Origin of the sequence: Algoriphagus sp. AGSA1 (assembly GCF_021390545.1) — a bacterium.
Taxonomy (GTDB): Bacteria; Bacteroidota; Bacteroidia; order Cytophagales; family Cyclobacteriaceae; genus Algoriphagus.
This window is the reverse complement of sequence record NZ_JAJUWR010000056.1, coordinates 1-23109: the sequence shown is the minus strand read 5'-3', so window position 1 is coordinate 23109 and position 23109 is coordinate 1. Positions and strand designations below refer to the sequence as shown.

General features: G+C 44.2%; 15 protein-coding genes. 9 read left to right on the top strand and 6 right to left on the bottom strand.

All coding sequences use genetic code 11. The features are described 5' to 3' along the window. Positions 1-769: 769 nt before the first annotated feature. The 6 genes from LZF95_RS25320 to LZF95_RS25295 form a co-directional block, all read right to left on the bottom strand. Positions 770-1000 carry an acyl carrier protein gene (locus LZF95_RS25320; RefSeq protein WP_233758237.1) on the bottom strand — a complete coding sequence of 77 codons (231 nt, stop codon included), beginning with the start codon at positions 998-1000 and terminating at the stop codon, positions 770-772. A gap of 72 nt (positions 1001-1072) precedes the next feature. Beyond that, positions 1073-4231 carry an efflux RND transporter permease subunit gene (locus LZF95_RS25315; RefSeq protein ID WP_233758236.1) on the bottom strand — a complete coding sequence of 1053 codons (3159 nt, stop codon included), beginning with the start codon at positions 4229-4231 and terminating at the stop codon, positions 1073-1075. A gap of 3 nt (positions 4232-4234) precedes the next feature. Beyond that, positions 4235-5287 (bottom strand): efflux RND transporter periplasmic adaptor subunit, encoded by a 1053-nt coding sequence (locus LZF95_RS25310; RefSeq protein ID WP_233758234.1) that lies wholly within the window; start codon positions 5285-5287, stop codon positions 4235-4237. A 19-nt stretch (positions 5288-5306) separates the two neighbouring features. Beyond that, the gene (locus LZF95_RS25305) at positions 5307-6677 is read right to left on the bottom strand and encodes a TolC family protein (protein ID WP_233758233.1); all 1371 of its coding nucleotides are present in this window, start codon (positions 6675-6677) and stop codon (positions 5307-5309) included. Positions 6678-6747: 70 nt separating this feature from the next. Further along, positions 6748-7209, bottom strand: a complete 462-nt coding sequence (locus LZF95_RS25300) for a GbsR/MarR family transcriptional regulator (RefSeq protein ID WP_233758232.1) — start codon at positions 7207-7209, stop codon at positions 6748-6750. Between the two features lie 809 nt (positions 7210-8018). Continuing rightward, on the bottom strand, positions 8019-8411 hold the full coding sequence (locus LZF95_RS25295; protein ID WP_233758231.1) for a helix-turn-helix domain-containing protein: 393 nt from the start codon (positions 8409-8411) through the stop codon (positions 8019-8021). A gap of 350 nt (positions 8412-8761) precedes the next feature. On the opposite strand from LZF95_RS25295, the gene LZF95_RS25290 reads away from it, so the two are divergent. The 9 genes from LZF95_RS25290 (at position 8762) to LZF95_RS25250 (ending at position 22696) form a co-directional block, all read left to right on the top strand. After that, entirely contained in the window at positions 8762-9115 is a 354-nt protein-coding gene (locus LZF95_RS25290; RefSeq protein WP_233758230.1) for a DoxX family protein, read from the top strand. Positions 9116-9386: 271 nt separating this feature from the next. Then, on the top strand, positions 9387-9950 hold the full coding sequence (locus tag LZF95_RS25285; protein ID WP_233758229.1) for an AraC family transcriptional regulator: 564 nt from the start codon (positions 9387-9389) through the stop codon (positions 9948-9950). 246 nt (positions 9951-10196) lie between these two features. After that, entirely contained in the window at positions 10197-10793 is a 597-nt protein-coding gene (locus tag LZF95_RS25280) for an RNA polymerase sigma factor (RefSeq protein WP_233758228.1), read from the top strand. Between the two features lie 802 nt (positions 10794-11595). Next, the gene (tnpA, locus tag LZF95_RS25275; RefSeq protein WP_233758227.1) at positions 11596-12057 is read left to right on the top strand and encodes an IS200/IS605 family transposase; all 462 of its coding nucleotides are present in this window, start codon (positions 11596-11598) and stop codon (positions 12055-12057) included. Between the two features lie 619 nt (positions 12058-12676). Then, positions 12677-13762 carry a FecR family protein gene (locus LZF95_RS25270; protein WP_233758226.1) on the top strand — a complete coding sequence of 362 codons (1086 nt, stop codon included), beginning with the start codon at positions 12677-12679 and terminating at the stop codon, positions 13760-13762. 238 nt (positions 13763-14000) lie between these two features. Then, positions 14001-17207 (top strand): TonB-dependent receptor, encoded by a 3207-nt coding sequence (locus LZF95_RS25265; RefSeq protein ID WP_233758225.1) that lies wholly within the window; start codon positions 14001-14003, stop codon positions 17205-17207. A gap of 12 nt (positions 17208-17219) precedes the next feature. Further along, the gene (locus LZF95_RS25260) at positions 17220-18842 is read left to right on the top strand and encodes a RagB/SusD family nutrient uptake outer membrane protein (RefSeq protein WP_233758223.1); all 1623 of its coding nucleotides are present in this window, start codon (positions 17220-17222) and stop codon (positions 18840-18842) included. Between the two features lie 119 nt (positions 18843-18961). After that, entirely contained in the window at positions 18962-20749 is a 1788-nt protein-coding gene (locus LZF95_RS25255) for a DUF1080 domain-containing protein (RefSeq protein WP_233758222.1), read from the top strand. 84 nt (positions 20750-20833) lie between these two features. Next, positions 20834-22696, top strand: a complete 1863-nt coding sequence (locus LZF95_RS25250) for a c-type cytochrome (protein ID WP_233758238.1) — start codon at positions 20834-20836, stop codon at positions 22694-22696. Positions 22697-23109 lie beyond the last annotated feature (413 nt).

Sequence of the window (23109 nt, the reverse complement as noted above, 5' to 3'; positions counted from 1 at the left end):
ACCCACAATCTGTTTGCGTAACCCTTCACTAAAGGAACGCTTTTGCTTAATTTGATAATCATTTTTCATCCTCATTGGAGTTGTGAACAACAACAAATTGTGACAACTTTATTCAGGTACTATCACTAAGCATTAATGGCCGGGCGATTTATTTGGATTGAAAAATTCAAAATTGGCATATTGAAATATTAGGAAAGCCTCAACCTCAATTCACAAGTCCTGATAACTGAGACTGATTACTGGCACTCCTCAATTTCCTCTTGGCTCTGGCTTCTTGGCTCTTGATACTTGATACTAGCTACTTGATACTATGCATTAATGGCCGGGCGATTTACTTGGATTCAAAATTCAAAAATTGGCATATTGAAATATTAGGAAGGTCTCAACCTCAAATCACAAGGCCTGACAACTGAGACTGATTACTGGCACTCCTCAATTTCCTCTTGGCTCTAACATCTTGATTCTTGGCTCTAGACTCTTGGCTCTCCAGCGCCCTCTGCAAAAAACTCCGTGTCCTTCGTGGTTAAAATCCTGATAAGAAAAGAGCCCGAAACTGCCGGGCTCTTTTTTGAACCCGAAATATGCATTAGCAATTCTACGCCGCGGCGCACAAGTTATTGCAGCCATTAATTGCTTCAAAATCAGCCATTACATTGCTGTTTTCGAGTTCACCATATCCGCCGCGGCGGACTCACTCTCCAAACAGCCTGATTTTCTTGCAATTAATGCCTTCATGACGAAACCTAATGCATAATCCGGGTTGAAGAAATCAACTCATCAACAATTCTATTATCTCCGCGGGAGCCTGTACCCCTGCCACCTTATCATCCTCAAGCTGCTTTCTCAATTCGTATTCAAGTTCGAATATCAAACCGGACACAAACACTTTATCCATCCTCAAATCGCTCTCAAAAGAAGCGTATTTTCTTTTTCCGGTAAGATCTATTCCATATTGATGGAAGACTTTGGAGATTTTCCGTAAATCAGTATAATTTTTCATTGACGTTGTAATTAATGCCACTAGCCCAAATGCATGAGAACTGAGCTAGTGGCTGTGTATCTATAAATTTGTCTAGACGTAGGCCGCCGCTTCGGATTCAAATTCCTCCACATCGGTATCTTCCAGTTCGATTTGCTTCTTCTCTCCTTTTCCGATTTTGACCATAAACCTATCAAAGAGATAATATATCACAGGAACTACGACCAAGGTCAGGAACATGGATGACAACAATCCACCGATGATTACCCAAGCTAGGCTGTTTTTCCATTCAGCACCGGCACCCGAAGCCAAAGCGATAGGCATCATACCAATCACCATGGCAATGGTAGTCATCAAGATGGGGCGGAACCTGATTTTCACTGCTTTCTCCAATGCCTCTTTCACCTCTACCCCAGCCTCTTTCAGCTGATTGGTGAAATCGACCAAAAGGATGGCATTTTTCGCCACTAGCCCCATCAACATGATCAGACCCATGATGGAGAAGATACTCAGTGTACCTTTGGTCAGTGCCAAAGCCAAGAGAGAACCGATCAAGGCCATGGGAAGTGAGAACATCACCACCAGCGGATAGATATATGAATCATACAATGCCACCATGATCAGGTAGATCAAAATGATGGAGGCCATAAGTGCCAATCCCAATGATCCGAAACCTTCAGACTGGTTTTTCATATCCCCGTCGTAATTGATTTTGACTTGCTGAGGGAGGTCCATCTGATCTATAGCGGCAGTCAACTCGGCGCCTACTGTACCTGACGGAACCCCGGCCACCTGGGAGGTGATTTTCACGGAAGACACCCTGTCCCTTCTTTCGAGCTTGGTGGGGCCTTCTGACTGATTCACTCGGGCAAATTGCTCCAGCTTCACCAGATTCCCGTTTCTGTTCAGGAAAGTCAGGTTCTGCACATCAGAGATGGACTTTCTGTCAAATTCATTGAGTTTGACCATGATATCATATTCATAGTCCCCGTCTGTATATTTGGAATCGTCGTTACCGTTGAATGCAACCTGGAGTGCTCCGCCCACCATGTCCATGGAAAGCCCTAGTTCGTTCATTTTGAAGCGATCTACTTCTATCCGGATTTCAGGGTTACCGTCTTCCAGTGAGCTTTCTATTTTACGGGTACCTTTCAGTCCGGCAAGAATCGCTTCTATCTTCTCCGAAACTACCCGGATGGAATCCTTGTCAGGCCCGGAGACGATGACTTGGATCGGTGCATCATTTGCGGTACCCATGATGGAGATAGGGACACCGGTATATTCAGCTCCTGTGATATTCTCCTCCAGGTAGTTCTCGAGCTTCCTCGCATAATCAGGCCCCGTCATAGACCTGTGCTCCGGCCCTACCAGTTTCACCAAAATCTCAGAAGTAAACGGTGAGGACTGCGAACCTGTAAACTGCCCACTGGCCACACCTACGGTAGTAAACACTTCAGTTACCTCAGGAAGAGTTCTCAGGTAATCCTCCACTTCGCGGGTTTTAAAGTTAGTCTGCTCCAGCGTGGCGTCTTTGGGAAGCTCGAGCCTAAGAAGGAATTCCCCTCTATCGCCCTCGGATACGAACTCTGAGCCGATAAATCCTTGGATCACCAAGAAGAAAGAAGATATAAAGAGTATGAAGGTAATTGCAAGTAAGGCTACTTTGTGCGCAAATCCCCATCTCAATATTTCTATCAACCAGTCCACAAACGCATCCAAGCCTGCTTCGAAACCATAGATGATTTTCCCGAAGAAAGAATTCTTATCCAGGTGCTCCAGCTTGGAAAACCGGGAGGTGAGCAGGGGGATCAGGGTAAATGCAACCAGCAAACTGATCAAGGTAGCCGTGGCCACTGTGATACTGAACTGAGCCAAAATACCCCCGATCAATCCTCCGGTCAATGCCAATGGCACGAACACCACGATAATCACCAAGGTTATCGAAACTACGGTAGCACCGATTTCACGGATACCGTCATAAGATGCCTGGGCTATGGTCTTTCCCATTTCCAGGTGACGATAGATGTTTTCGATGACCACAATCGCGTCATCGACCAGAATACCTACCACCAGAGAAAGTGCCAGAAGTGACATCAGGTTCAATGTGAAGCCTGCCAGAAACATCACCGTGAATGTAGCCACGATAGAAGCAGGAACTGCCACCATTACGATGACCGCATTCCGGATACTGTGCAGGAACAACAGCATGATCAAAGCCACCAACACAATGGCTATAATCAAGTCCTTGATCACGTCATTTGCAGCTTCCAGCGTAAATTCTGAAGTATTTTGGGAAATCTGGAAAGAAACCCCTTCAGCTGTGTAAGTCTGCTCCAAGGAATGAAGCTCATGCTCCAAAATCTCAGAAACTTCTACCGCGTTGGCATCGGATTGCTTCTGTACGGTAAGGCCTATGGCTGATTTGCCATTAAGTCTTGTCAGTATATCTTCATCTTTGAAGGAGTCCTGGATTTCGGCAACTTCTTTCAATTGTATAGGAGATTCATCCGTGCGGTAAGCAACCACAAGATTTTCTATGTCCTGCACGCTCTGGAATTTACCGGCAAGCCGGATCAAAACCTGTCCTTCTGTATCCTTCAATCTTCCGGTAGGGAAGTCAAGATTACTTGCATTGATCGTTTGGGCCACGGAAACAGGGGAAATACCATAGGCATCCAGTTTATTTCTATCCAGGTTTACTTTAATCTCCCGCTCGGTACCACCCAACATATTCACCTGCGCCACCCCTTTGATCTGTGCCAGGGAGGGCTGGATTTTATTTTTCACCAAATCATAGAAAGCTGAAGGATTCAACTCGGAATACACGGCCAGCTGCATGATAGGAAGGTCATCCAGGTCAAACTTACCCAAACTTGGCGGGTCAGCATCATCAGGCAGGTCTCCCAAAATCGCATTGATCTTACGCTGCGCATCCTGAAGGGAATAATCCACATCTTCCCCTGCTTCTAGTTCAATGGTAATGATGGACACGCTCTCCTGAGAGATCGAATTCATGGACTTGATCCCTTCCAAAGAGGCTACCGCATCCTCTATTTTTTTGGTCACTGAAGTTTCCACTTCTGAAGGCGCGGCACCTGGATAGATGGTGGATATGGTCACCACATTGGTTTCCATTTTGGGCAAAAGCTCATACGACAGCTGGGTGTAGGAAAAGATCCCAAGCAAAGTCAGAACAGTGAACAGCACGACCACCATGGTGGAACGCTGTATAGATATTTTGGTGATCTGCATAATTTATTGAACTTTCACTTTTGTACCTTCTTTCACATTGATGAGGCCCGAGGCAATCACCTTATCCCCTGCTTTCAACCCCTCCAATATCTCTACAGTACCATCGTCCAGCGGATTGATTTTGACCGGCTGGTAAACTGCCACCTCGTCTTTGATTAAGAATACTCCTGGGGATTTTAAGCTTCCTGCAATGGATTTTCTATCAATTTTCAGCACTTTCTCTTCCTGGGAAAATTTGAACTGGGCAGTACCGAACATCCCTGGCTTGATCTGGTCCTGGTTAGCACTGTTCATGACCAGCTCCACTTCATATTTGAAAGAGGCATCTGCCCTGTCTGAAATGAAGTGTACTTTACCGGTGAAGTCTTGGTTGGAAATAGCGTTCACCCGTACGGCTATCTCTTCCCCCAATTTCACCTTGGCTATTTCACTTTCGGTCACCTTTACAGATAGTTTTAAAGGGGTTTTGTTGATGATCTCTGCCAAAGGCATCCCCGGGCTTACCAAGGTTCCCATCTCATAGTGATCCTGGTTGATAAACCCTGATATGGGCGCTGTCACTTGGGTATCATCCAGTCTTTTCTTCAAAGCCGTCAGTTGTGCATCCGCAATTTTGAAGGCCTTTTCGTTTTCTTCCAGCTGCTTTTTGGTGATCGCATCCGTGGCGGCAAGATTCTCAAAGCGCTTCAGATCCTTTTCAGCCTGATCTCTATTAAGTTGGGCAATCGTATAATCAGCCCTGATCAGACGGTCGTCTATCTGCACAATGAGGTCTCCTTTACGGACATAGTCTCCCTTTCTTTTATGGATTTTCACGATGGATCCGGAGGTTTCAGACATGAGGTTCAATTCCTGGGAAGGTTGAAAGACGCCATTCGCCTCAAAATTCCGGTTGACGGTTTTTTCTTCCACATTCTCCACCGTAACAGAGATATATTCACTTGATTTCATCGCAAGTGTGGCCGCCTCGTTCATTTCCTGCTTGTTATTATAAAGCGTGAAGGCAACCGCCCCTACCCCTACCAGGAGTAATGCTATGATTATTGATTTCTTCATTGTTGGTATAAGTTTTCGGTTACAGTAAAAGATTAGTGATTTTTCCGGTTGAGTTCAGAATCTCCAGTTGGGCTATTCTGACCTGTATGAGCTGATTGTTGTAATTGGCCTGTGCCTGACGCTGTGTAGTCTCCGCGTCTAGCAAGTCAGTCAATGGACTCAGTCCTTCTTTATAAAGCAATGTGGTCTCGTTTAATACCTCGTCGGCCAGATCAAGATTGCCATCCAATGACTTAAGTGTACTTAAGGAGTTGTAATATTTATTGAGTGCGTTTTTGTATTCCAATTCAGCGGCATCTTCTGCCTGAAGACGGTCTAGGCTTAATTGATGCGCATTTACTTTGGATTGGGCCGCCTTAAATTTCGTCTGCATACCATCGAAAATCGGAATTTCAAGCTTCAAGCCAATCAGGAATCCCTGGTACCATACTTTATTTTGACTCAAAAAGTCAAAATCCTGAGAGAATGCATTCTTGTTGAAGTCCGCAAAACCCACTAATTGGGGCTGGTGCGCAGCCTTGATGTTTTTGTATTCGTATTCATATAACTGCTGCTGTACGCCTAGCACCTGAATATCTTTTCTATTCAAAATATTAAAATCTTGAATCTGGAATGTTTTTATGAACTGATCTGTATCGGCTACAGATTGATCCAGATTGATGTCTGTGTCCACCGGAATGCCCATCAACAGCTTCAGGTATCCCTCCTGCTGGTAAATAGTAATCTCCAGATTTTCCAGCTCACTTTTAATAGAGGTCAGATTGACTTTTACCCGGTTTAGATCCACTTTGCGGGCCAGATCATTTTCATATTGGGATTGGAGGATTTTCTCCAAGCTTTCCAACTGATCTATATTTGCCAGCAAATTCTCCTTCTGAAGCTCCAGTTGAATTACTCCCAAGTAATTCATTGATATTTCGAGAATTACATCCTCCTCCGTCTGCTGTGCCAATATGCGGTAAAACTCCTCACCGGTCTTTGCGGCCTTTAACCCAATCAAATAGGAATTGCTGAAGATCAATTGGTTCAATTGCGCTCCTGCCTGCACAGACTGGGGCACACCCAGTGCAATCACATCAATATCATTTGGGCCACTTGGGCCAAACAAGCCTCCTGGCACGGCTTGGGGATATACATCCAAGAAATTATTGTAATTACCATAGGCCGAAAGCTGCGGAAGGCCGGCTCCCCTGATCTCATTTCTCTGGTACTTTGCCTTTTCTTCATCCAGAATTGATTTCTTCAGCGTTCGGTTGTTCTTCAAACCGATCTGGATACTCTCTTTCAGTGTGAGGGTGTCCGAAAGATTAAATTCCTGCCCCGCTTCCTGTCCCATAGCCATTACAGGGGCTATTAAGAAAAATGCATAGGTTAAATACTTCTTTAACATAATTGAATAATAGTTGGTTATAAAATATCTAGTTGGTTCTGTTTTTAATAAACCTAGTAGTCAAATTTTTTTAGCAATGTTGCTTTTTAAAGCGTTCAAATAGAGCTGGGATTTCTTTTTTGAAGAAGCCTAAGAAATCAGAAAAATCTTTCATTTTACAATTGAATTCCGGGTTTTTATCTGTTCTGACTTCCAGTACCTCATCTATGAATTTCTGGATCTCGGCTATATTTTCAAGTTCTTTCGCAAAGTCCTCTCTCCAGTCACTGAGCTTAAGGGCAAAGTATCTTTTTCTATCGCCGGGTCTTGTGGAATACACGCATCTGCCTTTAGCCTGAAGGAAAGTCAGGGCGTTACTCACTGCGCTTTTACTGACTCCAAGTTGCTCCACTATTTCATCAAAGGAGACCTCGCCTTCTTCGTGAATCAAAAGAAGACCTATGATTCTTCCAACTAGTGGCTGCATTCCTTTGTGTTCGTGGAATACACCGATGCGCTCTATGAGTTCTTTGTGTCTTTCAGTTAAAATCATCTTCAATTAATTTGGGTTATGGGGTGATAACGGGGCAAAGGTAAGCAAAGTTCAGTTAGTTCTGCAAATACAGAACAAAAAATATTTTAAGGTTTTGTTTTGGGTCTGGAACATGGTTTTCTAGGATATATAGGAAGTTTTCCCCAAGATGGCTGTATATAAAGCGTTTTCCCGCAGATAGGCGCTGAAAAATCGCAGATTTAACGCAGATTTATATTGTTGGAATGGATTCTGTTGGCTAGCTGAAATTAAAGAATGAAAGGGTCTCCCGCAGATTTAGCGCAGATTTTTTTTATAGGCCTGGATATTTAAAAAGCTTCACAGCCAATTATTCTGGTATTGTCTGTTTTACTTCAGAACCAAAAACCCAAAGGGTTGAAACTTCTAATAACCCTCGGCAGAGCCGGGGGATTTAGCCAGCAAACTAACACGCAAGCCCCGAAAGGGGTGAAACTGTTTTTTCCACCACCCTGCGCTTTATTTATATAGCGTCATGAACGGTCAGGCTCCTTCGGAGCTGGCTTGGAAATATATATGATACTTTGTATTGACAGACCAGGGTATTCAGAAAGCCTTACAACCAATTTTTTGGTGTTCACCAGAAAGCTTTACAACCTACCAACCAAAAACCCGAAGGGTTGAAACTTCTCATAACCCTCGGCAGAGCCGGGGGATTTAGGCAGCAAACTAACACGCAAGCCCCGAATGGGGTGAAACTGGCTTATTCCCAGGGGCATGAACTACATAAATGGTGCTTCCCTAGAATCTGAGATTTTCTTCATAATGTCAGCCAGCTGCAAAAATCAGAACTACGCAAGATGATCTTTATTGATATCGTCATTGACAAGTTCCTCCCCAAAAATTTTGCGTCTGTGGTTTTCTCCCCAGATATGTAAGGCTTCTATCACATCTTTGAGTGTTTCACCATAAGCTGTCATCGTATATTCAACGGTGACAGGAAAGGTATCATAAACCGATCTTTTCACCAATTGATTCAGCTCCAGATCCCGGAGCTCTTTGGAAAGCATACGGTCAGTGATTCCCGGAACTTGCCTGGAAATCTCGGAAAAGCGTTTGTACCCATGAATGAGGGCTACGATGATGGGCAATTTCCATTTCCCATTCAAAACATCCAACGCGTCTTGCACAGGCCGGATAATACCCGTGCATTGGTTATGGTTATTCTTGTCTAAGTTTTTCATGTGTTTATAATTGTTTTTCAATGGTCACATGGAATCTCGCATAGTAGCTAATCATCTCTCTCTGTGTGTCGCCTGCGACATGCTCGATTTCATTTGTTGGTTTTTGTTTTTATTGGTCGTTACCTGTTCCGTGCGACACGGCGGATCCGGATGGGGCCCATGCCTACTGCAAGTTTGACTATTTATCCGCCATCCGGCGGAGCACTGTGTGTCTTAACGGTGATTTTGATCGTACCGATTTGAGGGTTCCCTAGGTTTCCGCTTAAACTATACCGGAGTATAGTGCTATACCTTAGTATAGTACTTACAAATGTATAGCTTATTCTCATAAGTTTGTAAAAAAAACAATTATGAAGAATAAAATTATTTATTGGACAGCCACCTCTCTGGTATCATTGATGATGCTATTAAGCGCATACGCCTATTTTAGCGATCCAAACGTCTCAGCTGGATTTATCGCAATGGGGTTTAAGGATTTCTTCCGGATCGAGTTAGGTATCGCCAAGTTTGTGGGAGCTTTGGTATTATTGATTCCCGCAGTTCCAAAACTTATAAAGGAATGGGCGTATGCAGGATTTGGGATCACCTTTATTTCAGCGTTTATAGCCCATCTGGCAAATGAAGACCCGGCAAGTGCCCTGGCCATGCCTGTCATAGCTTTCGCGTTTCTTGCTGTTTCCAGGATTTATCTTGAGAAAATTTAGAAAGTAGATGTTGGATGCCCGGTGACCAATGATGTGAAGACGGAAGATCGGAGAATGTTGGGTGTCCGGTGACCGATGTCCGATGTCGGGTGACCAATGAATTTAGACCGAAGACAGGAGACGGAGTGACCTTACCTGATTTTGGATGTCGGATGCACGGTGCGGGGAGGCGGGAGACCGAAGACGGGAGACCGAAGGGTGTAAGAATTTAGAAGCACAAGAACTTTTAATTTCCTACATACCTTTACTATAACAAAACCCGGGATAAAACATGCCAGTGATATACGTTAAAAACATGGTCTGTCCGCGGTGCATCGCGGCCGTAAGGGAATCCTTGGACCAGCTGCTGATCCCCTACTCCACGGTGAAACTGGGAAGCATTTCCTTTGTTGATTTACCCTGTGCGGAAAAGCGAAGAGAATTGGAAGAATCACTGCAATCCCGGGGATTTGAACTCCTGGAGCAGGGAAAATCAGCTTTGATTTCCCAAGTCAAAAGCATTTTAATAGAGCGGATCCAGCATTCCGAGGAATTAATGTCCGAAAACTATTCAAGCTTTATATCGAATAAACTGAATCATGAATACACCTATCTGAGCAAACTCTTTTCCCAGGTCGAGGGAATCACAATTGAAAAGTACATCACCAAGCTAAAAATCGAGCGGGTAAAGGAACTAATTACCTACAATGAAAAAAGCCTTTCGGAAATAGCAGATCTTCTTAGCTATAGTAGTGTGGCTTACCTTTCATCACAATTCAAGAAAGAAACGGGGATGACTCCCAGTCACTTTAAGAAACAGGGTGGCGGGCAGCGAAAGGAGCTGGATAAACTGTAAAGCAGTATTTTGATTGATCTCCCTTCGCTCATACATCAAAAGACCAGACACATTTATTAATTTTTCAATAAAGTATGGGGGTACTTAAATTATATTTTAATTTATCCATAAGTTAAATATAATTTTTAGTGCTTAATTATGAGAGCATTATAAAATCATTTTTTTCGACCAACTATCCCTATTCTTTTTTTTGTTAATCATAAAATTTGTTAATTGTGAGTCTAATCCAAGTAACCCGCTATTAAGTTGTCATTTATTGATTCTAGTTTATTAAAGGTAAACTCGACTGAAGAGTTATGGCTTGAACTGCGTTCTGGTGAAAAGGCTGCGCTGGAAGCAATTTACAGGTTGTTTATCAAGGATTTGTTCCGATTTGGCATGAGCCTGCATGCGGATGAAGCAATAGTGCAGGATGCCATACAGGATGTTTTTATAGACCTTTGGAATTACCGAAGTAAGCTTTGCGCAGAGGTAAATATCCGGCAATATCTGTTTAAGTCACTTTCCAATAGAATTCAAAAAGAACTTGGTAAAAATGCCAAACGCGGCATGATGGTCTGGGTCGGTGATGAGATCCCTTTGGAACTTTCTGTGGAAGATCAGTTGGTCAAGCGACAGAACGAGTCAGAGATTTCGTCTAAACTAAAAGTAGCCATGGGCAATTTACCGGTTCGACAGAAAGAAGTACTACAGTATCTCTATTTTGAAAAACTCAGTTACGAGGAGACCTCCAAGTTGCTCGACATCACGATACGTTCCACCTATACATTGGCCTGGAAAGCTATCAATGCGCTGAAGAAGGCTATTGCCGTATTTTTGTTGTTTGTAGTAGTTTCAGCTTAAATCTGGCAGGTTTAGAGTAGAGGTGACAATACCGTCCATGAACTTTGTGTCAAACGAATGTATCCCCCTTACAATCCTTCATTTTCGAAACTTGCTTTGTAACTCCATTCACCAAGCGTTCCGATGGAACGCCCCTAACGAGCCCTGCTCCTGTTTCTACCGACCAGTTGTCCCTATGGGACAAATCCATAAGATCCTGGACCCCCAAGCACTTCCATAAATAAAGCGTATATAAGGATGCCCCCATAGTTCGTTCCGTAGGAACGTATGGTCGGTAGATTTAGGGATACGGAATTTGTTATCGTTCCGTAGGAACGTTTGGTAAAAGTCAATTCCTTTTCAACTAGTGTGTACAGTATCCGTGGCCTTGGTGTTCTTTTCTGGACTTGGTGGTCTCAAATAGACAAAACAGCCACCTTGCAAAACTGATCAAGAAAAACCTGCCAGGTTTGCATCTTCGGGTCTGGCAAAAAAAGTTTCTTTCTCGCTCCCAACAGGAAACCTGGAAGGTTTGGAGGTAAAACTAATCTCACCAAGCCTTCCGATGGAACGCTCCTAACGAACCCTACGCCTGTTTCTACCGACCAGTTGTCCCGCTGGGACAAATCCATAAGCAAGCTGGAGTTTCAAGCACTTCCAATAAGGCATTCATGAGACCAGGTCTTGCTTCATCGAAGCCATCCGTTCCGTAGGAACGTGTGGTCGGTAGATTTTATCCATGGGGAATTTAGTATCGTTCCGTAGGAACGTTTGATAAATAGATCGTTAGGCATTAAATTATAACAAACATTCTCTTTCAACCATGCCAAACACCTACACACAAATCCATATTCATTTAATTTTTGCGGTGAAATTCAGAAAGTCACAAATCCAACCAAGTTGGAAAGAACGTCTCCACCAATATTTAACAGGTATGATTCAAGCCAATAAACATAAGGTTTTGCAGATCGAGAGCATGCCCGATCACATCCATATTCTGTTTGGGATGCGACCCGACCAGTCCCTCTCTTCATTGATTCAAAATGTGAAGACTGAAAGTTCAAAATGGATCAACGCCAATAAATTAAGTTCCTCTAAATTTCATTGGCAAGATGGGTTTGGGGCATTTTCCTATTCAAAAAGCCAATTGCCGCAGGTAATAAGATATATTCAAAATCAAGAAGAGCACCATTCCAAAAAAACATTTAATGAAGAGTATAAATCAATTCTGGATGCTTTTGATTTAGAGTGGGATGAAAAATACATTTTTCATGAGCTGCTGTAAAACTCAATTCACCAAGCGTTCCGATGGAACGCTCATAACGACCGATCACTTGTTTCTACCGACCAGTTGTCCCGATGGGACAAATTCATAAGCAAGCTGAAACAATAAAGCACTTAACTAAAAGCATCAATTGAATTAGTCCTTACCCTATCGAATCCATTTCGTTCCGTAGGAACGGGTGGTCGGTAGATTAGGGATGCGGGGATTTATGGTCGTTCCGTAGGAACGTTTGGTAAAAAACCATTCCTTGCCCAACAAACCGACCTCAGCTTCAGAAGGAGCACTTGCCAAACTCCCCCTTTACCTTTGGTTTTCTTTTGGAATACAGCTATGATCAAAGGGGGCCAGAGGGATTTGTAATAGAAAAACCTGCCAGGTTTACACCTTCTGGTCTGGCAAAAAAGCTCTTTATTCCCCGCTCCCAACAGGAAAACCTGGCAGGTCTCAAACACAAAGGGTCATATACCCCTTTCGAAATCCATAAATCTCCACATCCATCATTGCCGATTTCGCAATCGATTGAATGATTTTTTAAATTAACCGTAAATCTTAAAAATCATTAAAATCCGGAAGGATAACTTTTAGCCATTTGCTCCTTACTGTAATGAATAGGCTCATTATGGACAAATCAAATTTCTCGGTAGAAGATTTTGTGTTGGACTCTGAATTCAGGGAATGGATACTTTCCCCTAGCAATAAGAGAAATCTTCAATGGGAAGAATACATAAGCAAAAACCCTCAAAGCATTAGGGACATTGAAACTGCCCGGTCTATCGTATTGAATATGCCTACCCAGGACTTTGTTCTTGACTCGAAAAAATTGGACAGGCTTTGGGAGAGCATAGATCAAAAGCTGGATCTGGGGGCACAGGAAACAGAAGTTAAAAGTCTTCCTATACGTCCGGAGGCTACGATCAAAAGATTTGCCCAAGACCGGGGAAAAAGCAGAATAAAAATCAATTTCCAGGTTGTAAAGGTAGCCGCTCTTTTATTATTGACCTTTGCGCTGGGGGTAATGTATTACACCTTGCCCGAGCGGGAAGGCACACCGGAGATCAAATGGCTGACTTACTCCACCAAGCCAGGTGTAAAATCGGCTGTGACGCTAAGCGATGGCACGGTGGTGAAGCTAAATTCGTCAAGCAGCATTCGCTATGTGCAGAACTTCGTCGGAGAGACCCGGGAAGTATATCTGGAAGGTGAGGCATTTTTTGAAGTAGCCCATGATGCGACGAAGCCTTTTGTAGTGCATACCAAGGATATCACCACACGTGCCATGGGAACCAGTTTCAATATCAACTCTGCTGCAGGAGAAAAAATCATCATTTCCCTGATTACGGGCAAGGTAGAGGTCAAGTCCCAGGATGTCACAGAGTTTATAGACTACTTGGTTCCAGGCGAACAGATCCAAACCTACGCCTCCGGAAAAGCTTGGGAAAAAGGTGCTTTCGATGAGTCGGTGATCCTGGCTTGGTTGGATCAGACCATAATCTTCGATAGGACTCCCCTACCAGAAGCCTTACAAATGCTGGAAAAATGGTTTGGGGTAAGCATCACACTGAACGATTTCAAAGATCATAATCTGACACTTTCGGGCAAATACAAAGGTGAAACCCTTGTAAACATATTGGAAGGTCTCAGCTACACCGCCCGCTTCAGGTATGAGATCAACGGAAAAGACATTCAAATTAATTTCAAACAATAACCCCCTCTAAGTTCTATGCTAAAAAACACCTTTGAAAAGTATGTAAAAAAGACTGAAGATGCGCCAACATCTCCAGTCTGAGGTTTCTGGATGCTTCGTCACAAGCATTCAGGATTTTAAGTAAAAACCAATCAACATAGTTTAAACCAAATTTAAAGTTATGAAAAATGACGTACGGTTACGAATTTTAACTGTATCTAGGAGATTTTTCCAAATATTTCTAGTACAGTGCCTGAGTATGACTGTCCTTTTTGCTGCGGAAGGCAAATTCCAGGACAAGAGAATGGACGAAGTCCATGTGAGCATGTATATTCAGAATGCCACAATTGAGGAAGCGTTCAAACAGTTGGAAGCTGCCACAGGATTTAATTTTGTCTATACCAATAAGGAGATCAAAGGTATATCCAAGGTAGCTATCAATGTAAACACCAATGTATTCGATGCCTTGGTTTCCCTGTCCAGACAGACCAAGCTGGAGTTTAAGCAGATCAACGAGAATATAGTAGTAAGAAAGAAAGCTGTCTATGTCCCGGAAACCGCCGTTACTATAGAGGAAGCCGCCGCGATCTCTGTGAGTGGTGTGGTGGTAGATGAGTCCGGCATGCCATTGCCCGGTGTGACGGTAATTGAAAAAGGAACGACTAATGGAACTGTCACGGATATAGATGGCAACTTCGACTTGGAGGTAACTTCAAACGAATCCATCCTAAACTTCTCATTTATAGGAATGAAGACAGTCGAAATACCTGTAGGGGAGAGAAGAACCTTCAACATTACCATGGCGGACGACGTGCAGTCTTTAAATGAAGTAGTGGTGATCGGTTATGGTACACAGACGAAAAGGGAAATCACTTCTGCTGTGGCAAATGTTTCAAGTGAAGATTTTGTTCAAACAGGTGTAAGATCTCCTATGGAACTGATTCAAGGTAAAGTAGCAGGATTGAATATTGTAAGAACCCAAGGAAGCAATCCTAACTCAGGAACAGATATCCAACTTCGTGGCCTTACATCAGTTGTGGGAACTACGCAGCCTTTGATCGTAATTGATGGGATTCCAGGTGGTAATCTTGATCTATTGCAGCAGGATGACATAGCTACATTTGATGTGCTGAAGGATGGATCTGCAGCTGCTATCTATGGCACCAGAGGTAATGCAGGTGTAATTTTGATTACTACTAAGAAAGGTAAATCAGGACAGGCTAGATTTGACTACTCTACTTATTTCCAGAGAGAATTTGTTGATAGAAGACCGGACAACCTTTCAGCGGCACAATACCGTGACCTGATTGATCAGGGATTGGTTAATGGCAACAACGATTTAGGTTCCTCAACAGATTTGTACGATGCGCTTATAAACAAAGAGAACCTTAGCCAATACCATAATTTTGCTGCATCAGGTGGAAGTACAAATAGCAATTATCGTGTTTCATTCTTCTTCAACGATGCTGAAGGTATCGCCAAAGAGAACAGCAGAAAGCAATATGGGGGCAGAATGAGCTTTAGCCAGACAGGTCTTCAGGATCGTTTGACCCTGGCAACTAACATGGCTATCAATTTGTCTGACGCTAATAGACTTGGTGGCGGAGGTGGAGACTTCGAGCAAGCGATCCAAAGAAACCCAACCGCACCTATTTTCAATGCCGACGGTACATTCGTAGAAACAGAAGCATACAATAATTACAATCCGCTTTCTAGGTATGCAAACAGAACTAATGAAAGAAAGCAGATGAACCTGTCAGGAGACGTGAGGTTGACTCTGGATATAATGGAAGGTTTGACTGTATCAGCATTTGGTGCACATCAGAGAATGACCTATAATGACAGGTATTATCAATCCATGAATGACTTTGCGAATAGACCAGTTTCACAATACAGAGGTACTGGTTATGCTTCAAAATTCAATAGACTTGAATGGAATAATACGTTTGAGGGGACAGTGAATTATAAAAAGAACTTTAATCAAGAGCATAATCTTGATTTCATCGGAGGTTACAGCTATCAATACTTTACCCGAGAGGATTTTAATGTTAACAATAGCGGATTTACGACAGACGGTTTTCAGGATTGGAATCTAGGCGCTGGATCAGCTATCAACAATACATTACTTCCACGACCGGGAATGGGGTCATTTAAGGATGATAATACCTTGATCGCCTTCTTCGGTAGAGCTAGTTATTCTTATAAAGACAAGTATTTTGCTCAGGCTACTATAAGAAGAGAAGGTTCATCCAAGTTCGGGGCAAACAATAAGTGGGGTAATTTCCCAGCTGTATCAGTAGGTTGGGCATTGACTGAGGAAAGCTTCCTTAGCGGCAGTTCTACAATCAATAACCTGAAATTGCGTTTAGGATATGGTGTGACAGGTAATCAGGGGATCGGCAACTACCTTTCATTAGTTACTCTAAGTACTGGAGGGGTCTATCCTCAGGAAGGTATTTTCTATCAGACATACGGTGCAGCAAGAAATCCTAATCCTGACTTGAGATGGGAGACTAAAAGAGAGTGGAACCTTGGATTTGACTTCTTGCTATTTAACAATAAGCTCACAGGTTCCTTAGATTTTTACAACAGAAACACTGTAGACTTATTATATAACTACACTGCTCAGCAGCCTGCATTTGTTAGAGATAACATCCTTACTAATGTGGGCAGCATCAACAATAGAGGTATAGAGTTGTTCTTAAGCTCCAAAGTTCTTGACAAGGGTGGCTTCTCTTGGCAGGTGGACTTTACTGCGAATACGCAGCATAATAAGATTACCTCACTTTCCAATGATGTGTTTACAGTTTCTTGGATAGAAACAGGTGGACTTCCTAGCCCAGGTAACTTAGGTCAGGCTATCAGAGTGGAAGAAGGCGGAGCAGTTGGTAATTTCTATGGCAAGCGATTCGCAGGTTTCAATGAGGACGGCAAGTGGTTATTCCACAAAGCGGACGGAACTACTGGTACTGCAGGAGAGATGAGCCAGGAAGATTTGACCATCATTGGCAATGGCGTACCGAAGTATATGGCATCCATCAACAATGTGTTCAGATACAAAGGATGGGATTTCACCTTATTCTTTAGAGGTAAATTTGACTATGATATCCTTAATACCAAAGAAATGTACTTTGGTAATAAGAGATGGTTACCAAATAACCTTTTAGAAAGTGCAATAACAAGACATGCGGAATTAGATGATGATCCTCAGTATTCTGATTATTATTTAGAGAATGGCTCATTCGTAAAATTGGACAACATCACCTTGGGCTACACATTCCAAGTAGGTGGGAAGTATGTGAAAAACCTTCGTGTATATGCTTCTGGTAGAAATATAGCGACATTCACTGGCTATTCTGGACTGGATCCTGAGCTTCAGGATGTAGGATTCGAGACAGGAATTGATGGCAGAGGATTTTATCCTAGAACCAAAAGTTTCACCCTGGGTCTAAATGTTGGATTTTAATTAAGAAGAATCATGAAAAAATATTTCAATAAATTATCCGCTGCACTAACTCCGGTTGCTTTAATTGCTACGGTATCCTGTACCGACTTGGATGAAACAATCTACAGCGAATTATCAAAAGATAATTTCTACAACAATAAAATAGAAATTATGCAAGGAGTACTGAGACCATTTACCCATATGCAGGCATGGTTGGCTCCCACTGGACAGAATGGGTATTACTATCATTCTGAATCTGCCGCAGACCAGATTGCCTGGCCACAGAAAGGTCGTCACGGTTATGATGGTGGTGACCATGTCCGTCTACACCGTCACGAATGGACTGAGCAGGAAAACAGGTTGAGAGGAGCTTGGAACTTGATGTGGGGAGGCCTTGGCTATGTCAATGCTGTACTAGAAGATTTAGAAGGAGTAGACTATCAAGCAGCGGGGCTCACAGATTCCGAAATGGAATCTATCCTCGCTGAGGTAAGAGTAATGAGGTCATACCATTACATAAGGATCATGGACATGTGGGGCAACGTTCCAATTGTTACCACGGTGGGAACTCCTACGAATCCTGAAACTAGACCAAGTGCAGAAGTATTTCAGTTTGTGGAAGAAGAGTTGTTGGCAAATGTGGAAAAATTGCAACCACTCTCACAAGCACTTGTGGGGAGAGTATCCAAAGCTGCCGGTTATGCCATGCTTTCCGAGCTTTACCTGAATGCTGAAGTTTGGTCTGGAACTCCACGTTACGAAGAGAGCATAACCTATGCTGACAAAGTCATTAATGGTGAAGGCGGAAGTTTGATGGGAAATATGAGACTAGACCCTTCCATTTTGGGTCCCTTTTCCAACCAAAACCAGTTCTCACCTGAAAACATCTTCCAGTTCGCCTTTAGCCGTGATGGTGGATTTACTTTCAACTGGGCAGGATTCTTCTTCGGTTATGGAAATATGTCCCGTGCCTTGAATGTCACCTATAGTGGATGGAATGCATTTGTGGTAATCCCTACCGCTTTTGATGCTTACGAAGAAAATGACCTGAGAAAGAAAGAGTGGTTCCTCTTCGGTCCTCAAACAGACTACGCAACAGGTGCACCAATATTGGGCACTGAAGAATATGATGGCCAACCGTTGGTTTATGTCAACAATATCCGCAGAAATTCCGAAGGTGCTACAGGAGTTGGCTCTATGACAGAAGGTGAAGAAAACTCTGGTGCAAGATTTCATAAATACAGATCTGGAACTGCTGACGAGGAAGGGACTTACTGGGAAAATGATTATGTTATCTATCGTTTAACAGAACTATATTTCAACAAGGCAGAAGCCCTGATGAGAAGGAATGGAGGAGCAGCCACGGCTGAAGCGGTAGAATTGATCAATGAATCCAGAAAGAGAGCCTATTCTGAGGCTGACTGGGCTGATAAGGCATATACGACTGCCACATTAACTTTAGATGAACTGCTTGCAGAAAGAGGAAGAGAGTTTATATTTGAGGGTAAAAGAAGGACTGATCTGATCAGATTCGGTGAGTTCACCACAGGCACTTGGTGGGACAAGGATGCTTCCGAGCCTACCCGAGCGCTGTTCCCGATTCCTCATATCCATCTAGCTTTGAACCCTAACTTAGTTCAAAACCCTGGCTATTAAATTGGAGATAGCCTGGTAATACTAAGAAGTTTTGCGGGGAGGCATTTGCTTTCCTGCAAGACTTCTTCTTTTATCAGCCCATTATAGCCTAACAGTAATCAATTAATACATTAATCCACATGATTTTGAAAAAACATGTTTGCTTGCTCACTGCTGCTCTGGCCATACAGATAGGCTCGCTGCAGGCACAGCAAAATCCTGTCAAGCTGGACCTGAACGCTTTTGAAGGCAATAAAGGCAGCTGGTCAGAAGTAGGTAAAGTCTGGGCAGACCCGACCGTTCCTAATGAACTCCAATCCGAGGCAGGATCCGGGGTTTTGGCAAACCTTCCCGCAAAGAAAAAGCCGGGTGCCGACATCATTTCCAAGGAAAAATTCGGAGATGTGGATCTTTCGCTGGAATTCATGGTCGCACCAGGGTCAAATTCCGGTGTTTATCTTCAGGGAAACTACGAGATCCAAATCCTGGACAGCTGGGCTTCCACCACCACCAAACCCGGTGACAACGGGGGCATCTACCAGCGCTGGGATGACAGCAAGCCGGAAGGCCAAAAAGGATACCAGGGCTATGCCCCTAGGCAAAACGCAAGTAAGGCCCCTGGGGTGTGGCAAAAGCTGGAAGTCTCCTTCCAGGCCGCGAAATTCGATGCTTCAGGCACCAAAACGGAAAACGCACGTTTCCTTTCTGTAAGGCTGAACGGCGTGACCATCCATGAAAACCTGGAAGTCTTCGGGCCGACCCGGGGAGCCATGAGCGGCAAGGATGTGGCTGAAGGGCCGTTGAGGATCCAGGGTGACCATGGGGCGGTGGCTTTCAGAAATATAGAAATCATCCCTTTCGACGCAAAAGCACCCACTATTGCCAACGTGTCTTATGAGACCTTCCAGGGTTCATTTAACAGCCTGGAAGATCTGGTGGGGAAAACTTCCACTGCCAAAGGAACAGCCGCCAGTTTAAGTGAAGTCCCCGCTTCAGTCTCTGATGTGAACCTGACGAAATATTCCGCTGATCTAAACGTAGCTGAAGCCGGGGAATACCAGCTCACGCTGCAGGTTCCCGGAGGACTTTCAGGCTTGGCGGTTGGAAACGAAACCATCACCGGACTTTCCAACAGAGGCGTGCGTGTGAGAAAGCAGCTAAACGCCGGGGACAATCCTATACAGATCGTGGCATCCAAAAACAGAAACTGGTCAGTGGACAGGTTCTACCTATCTATTTCCGGGCCAGGTCTTAGAGAAACAGCTCTTTTGGTATCGGAGGCAGGTGCATACCAGGACACTGACCCTATTTACGTAAATGCAGAGGAAACTCCGGTTTTAAGAAGCTTCAGGGATATCCCTGATTACAAGAGGTTGAGCCATGTGGTGTCTGTAGCCAGCAAGGCAAAGGTAAATTACGCTTACGATATGGAAAGCGGGACTCTTATCCAGGTTTGGAGAGGTGAATTTCTCAATGCCACCCCGATGTGGAATAGCCGTGGAAATGGTGTATCCGTTCCCCGTGGGGCCCTGGTCAACCTGGGCAAGCCTGCGGCAAATGCTGTTGGCAGTGACTTCAGCGCATCAGAGGGATTCAGGACCAAAGGATACCAGTTAAAGAATGGATCAGAGGACATGGTTTTCTCTTACCTGCTTGCGGACAAAGCGGTACAGGATGAAATAAAAGTTCTAGAATCAGGTAAAGGATTGAGCAGGACTGTTTCCGGAATAGGCAATGGTTATTACAAAGTAGCTGACGGGTCAGAGATCCAAAAGGTAAACAAAGGCTATTATTTATTGCCTGAAACAGGAGTTTACCTACAATACGATGAAGCTGCTTATGGAGCTCCGGTTACTCAGACTATTGATGGTGCTGCCGGTATTTTCTTGCCTGCCAAGGGAAACATCGTTTACAATCTTCTCTTTTAATCCAAGGACAGCGCAAAGATGACAACATTGATAAAGAATAAATTCACGAAAATTGCCTTTGGTCTGGCAGCTGTGATCCAGCTGATGCCCGGGCAAGTAAATGCACAGGAATCCCCTAAAGAAGAGGATTTCTTTAAAATCATGCGGGTCACCGCACCGGAGGGAACCCTTTTGGAAGTGGGCGGGCTGACCGTTTTGCCCAATGGTGACCTTGGAGTTGCGACACGTAGAGGGGATGTGTTTATCGTAGAAAACCCTACCAGCCCAAGACCCTTCTTCAGAAAGTTTGCTTCCGGAATGCATGAGATCTTAGGTTTGCATTATGAGGACGGAGCTTTTTACCTGGCACAAAGAGGTGAGCTCACCAAGCTGGTAGATACAGACCAGGACGGCAAAGCAGACTTATATGAGACAGTGTATGCCTGGCCCCTCTCCGCACATTACCATGAATACAGCTTCGGTCCCAAAGTGGGTCCTGATGGTTCCTTCTTCGTTTCTGCAAACGTCGCTTTCGGCGATCAGGAATGGTGGAGAGGTGAAAGCCGTGTGCCCATGAGAGGATGGGTCATGAAAATCAACCGGGACGGAAGCATGGAGCCATACGCCACAGGTATGAGATCCCCTGCGGGATTGGGAATGCTGGGTGATCAGTTGGTTTATACCGAAAATCAGGGTGACTATATGGGATCCGGTGGTCTTTGGTTTATAGACAAAGGCGATTTCACAGGGCATCCGGCAGGTTTGGCATGGACAGGGCTTCCTGATTCTCCGCTGAAGCTGACCACGGATGAATTCAATAAAGTGGTAGATCCACAAAAGGTACCTAATGGAAGCGGGGGTTTTTTAAAGCCTGAAAACGTAATTGATGCGCCCTATATCACCAATGCCCAGGCGAAAGAGCAGCTTCCAGATCTAAAATTGCCGGCAGTTTGGTTGCCACATGGAATCCAGGGAATCTCCAACGCGGAGCCAGTTTTGATTCCCGAGGGCACCTTTGGCCCATTTGCGGGTCAGGTATTGATCGGCGACCAGGGACAAAGCAAGATCATGCGTGTGATCCTGGAGGAGGTAAACGGTGAGATGCAAGGAGCTTCTATAGACTTCAGATCCGGATTTCAGTCCGGTATCCTAAGAATGGCATGGGCACATGACAAGTCCCTGTTTATCGGAGAGACCAATAGAGGTTGGGGTTCTGCCGGAGAAGCAAATGAAGGTTTGCAGCGACTGGTATGGAACCACAATATCCCATTTGAAATGAGAACAGTAAAGGCTCAGCCGGACGGTTTCCTTATAGAGTTTACCAAACCTGTGGACAAAGCCTCTGCTGAGGATCTGACCTCCTACGAAGTAGAGAGCTTTACTTACAAATACTATCCGGTATATGGTAGCCCCCCTGTGGACAACAAAACCCTGAAGGTTCTAGGCGTGGAAGTTGCTGCTGACGGGATGTCGGCAAGGATCGCCGTGGAAGGTTTAAGACCTACTTATGTGCATAAAATCAGCCTTCCGGGAGTAAGAGCAGTGGACGGAAGTTTCTCCCTGGTACATCCTGATGCCTACTACACCCTGAACAATATCCCTGCGGGAAGCAAAATGACAATCAAGACGCCAGCGCCGGAGCCTGTTAAGGAAGAGGCAGCGAAGCCAGCTCCTACCAAGCCTGCACCGGCTAAAGCGGTGGCTTCTGCAGTTCCTACGGATGCCGAGATCAAGACCATTTTGGCAAAAAACACCTGTACAGCCTGTCACCAAAAAGACAAGAAGCTGATCGGTCCGGGCTATGCGGAAGTGGCAAAAAGAAGGTATTCTGATGAAAGGATCGTGGAGTTGATCTATAATCCGGAACCACAAAACTGGCCTGACTACCCTACCGAGATGCCCCCTATGGCGCAGGTTTCCAAGGAGGATGCGATGAAAATCGCCAAGTGGATCAATTCATTGAGGTGATTTTGGTCCACAGTCGACAGTCCATTGTCCACTGTAGTTTAGGTATAAAAAGCTTAGCGATTGGATTCGCTAAGCTTTTTTTGTGGAGGTAAGGGTAATATTAACCACAATGATCACAGAGGGTAACGCAGAGGACGCACTCTGAAGAGCGAAGTCTGAAAGTTGAAAGGGTGTTGGAGTTGTTGGATGTCCGGTAACCGGTGACCAGTGCCCGATGTCAGGTGACCGATGCCTGTGCAGTAGCAGTGGGCAATACAGTTCTTAGTCCCAGAGGTGTGTACCAAACCGGATCAGTCCTAAAAGTTGGGGGAATTGACTGAATCGATTTTCTTTGTTGAAAAAAAGAATTGGAAGAAAAGGATTACCTCAGCTTGCTTTTGCCGCATGGCCTGCTTGAATTTTTCAAGGTTACT

Coding starts and splice junctions, on each gene's coding strand:
- LZF95_RS25300 (WP_233758232.1), bottom strand. CDS start 7,209: ATGATTTTAACTGAAAGACACAAAGAACTCATAGAGCGCATCGGTGTA.
- LZF95_RS25310 (WP_233758234.1), bottom strand. CDS start 5,287: ATGAAGAAATCAATAATCATAGCATTACTCCTGGTAGGGGTAGGGGCG.
- LZF95_RS25295 (WP_233758231.1), bottom strand. CDS start 8,411: ATGAAAAACTTAGACAAGAATAACCATAACCAATGCACGGGTATTATC.
- LZF95_RS25265 (WP_233758225.1), top strand. CDS start 14,001: ATGACTGTCCTTTTTGCTGCGGAAGGCAAATTCCAGGACAAGAGAATG.
- LZF95_RS25255 (WP_233758222.1), top strand. CDS start 18,962: ATGATTTTGAAAAAACATGTTTGCTTGCTCACTGCTGCTCTGGCCATA.
- LZF95_RS25305 (WP_233758233.1), bottom strand. CDS start 6,677: ATGTTAAAGAAGTATTTAACCTATGCATTTTTCTTAATAGCCCCTGTA.
- LZF95_RS25260 (WP_233758223.1), top strand. CDS start 17,220: ATGAAAAAATATTTCAATAAATTATCCGCTGCACTAACTCCGGTTGCT.
- LZF95_RS25290 (WP_233758230.1), top strand. CDS start 8,762: ATGAAGAATAAAATTATTTATTGGACAGCCACCTCTCTGGTATCATTG.
- LZF95_RS25315 (WP_233758236.1), bottom strand. CDS start 4,231: ATGCAGATCACCAAAATATCTATACAGCGTTCCACCATGGTGGTCGTG.
- LZF95_RS25320 (WP_233758237.1), bottom strand. CDS start 1,000: ATGAAAAATTATACTGATTTACGGAAAATCTCCAAAGTCTTCCATCAA.
- LZF95_RS25285 (WP_233758229.1), top strand. CDS start 9,387: ATGCCAGTGATATACGTTAAAAACATGGTCTGTCCGCGGTGCATCGCG.
- LZF95_RS25250 (WP_233758238.1), top strand. CDS start 20,834: ATGCCCGGGCAAGTAAATGCACAGGAATCCCCTAAAGAAGAGGATTTC.
- tnpA (WP_233758227.1), top strand. CDS start 11,596: ATGCCAAACACCTACACACAAATCCATATTCATTTAATTTTTGCGGTG.
- LZF95_RS25270 (WP_233758226.1), top strand. CDS start 12,677: ATGGACAAATCAAATTTCTCGGTAGAAGATTTTGTGTTGGACTCTGAA.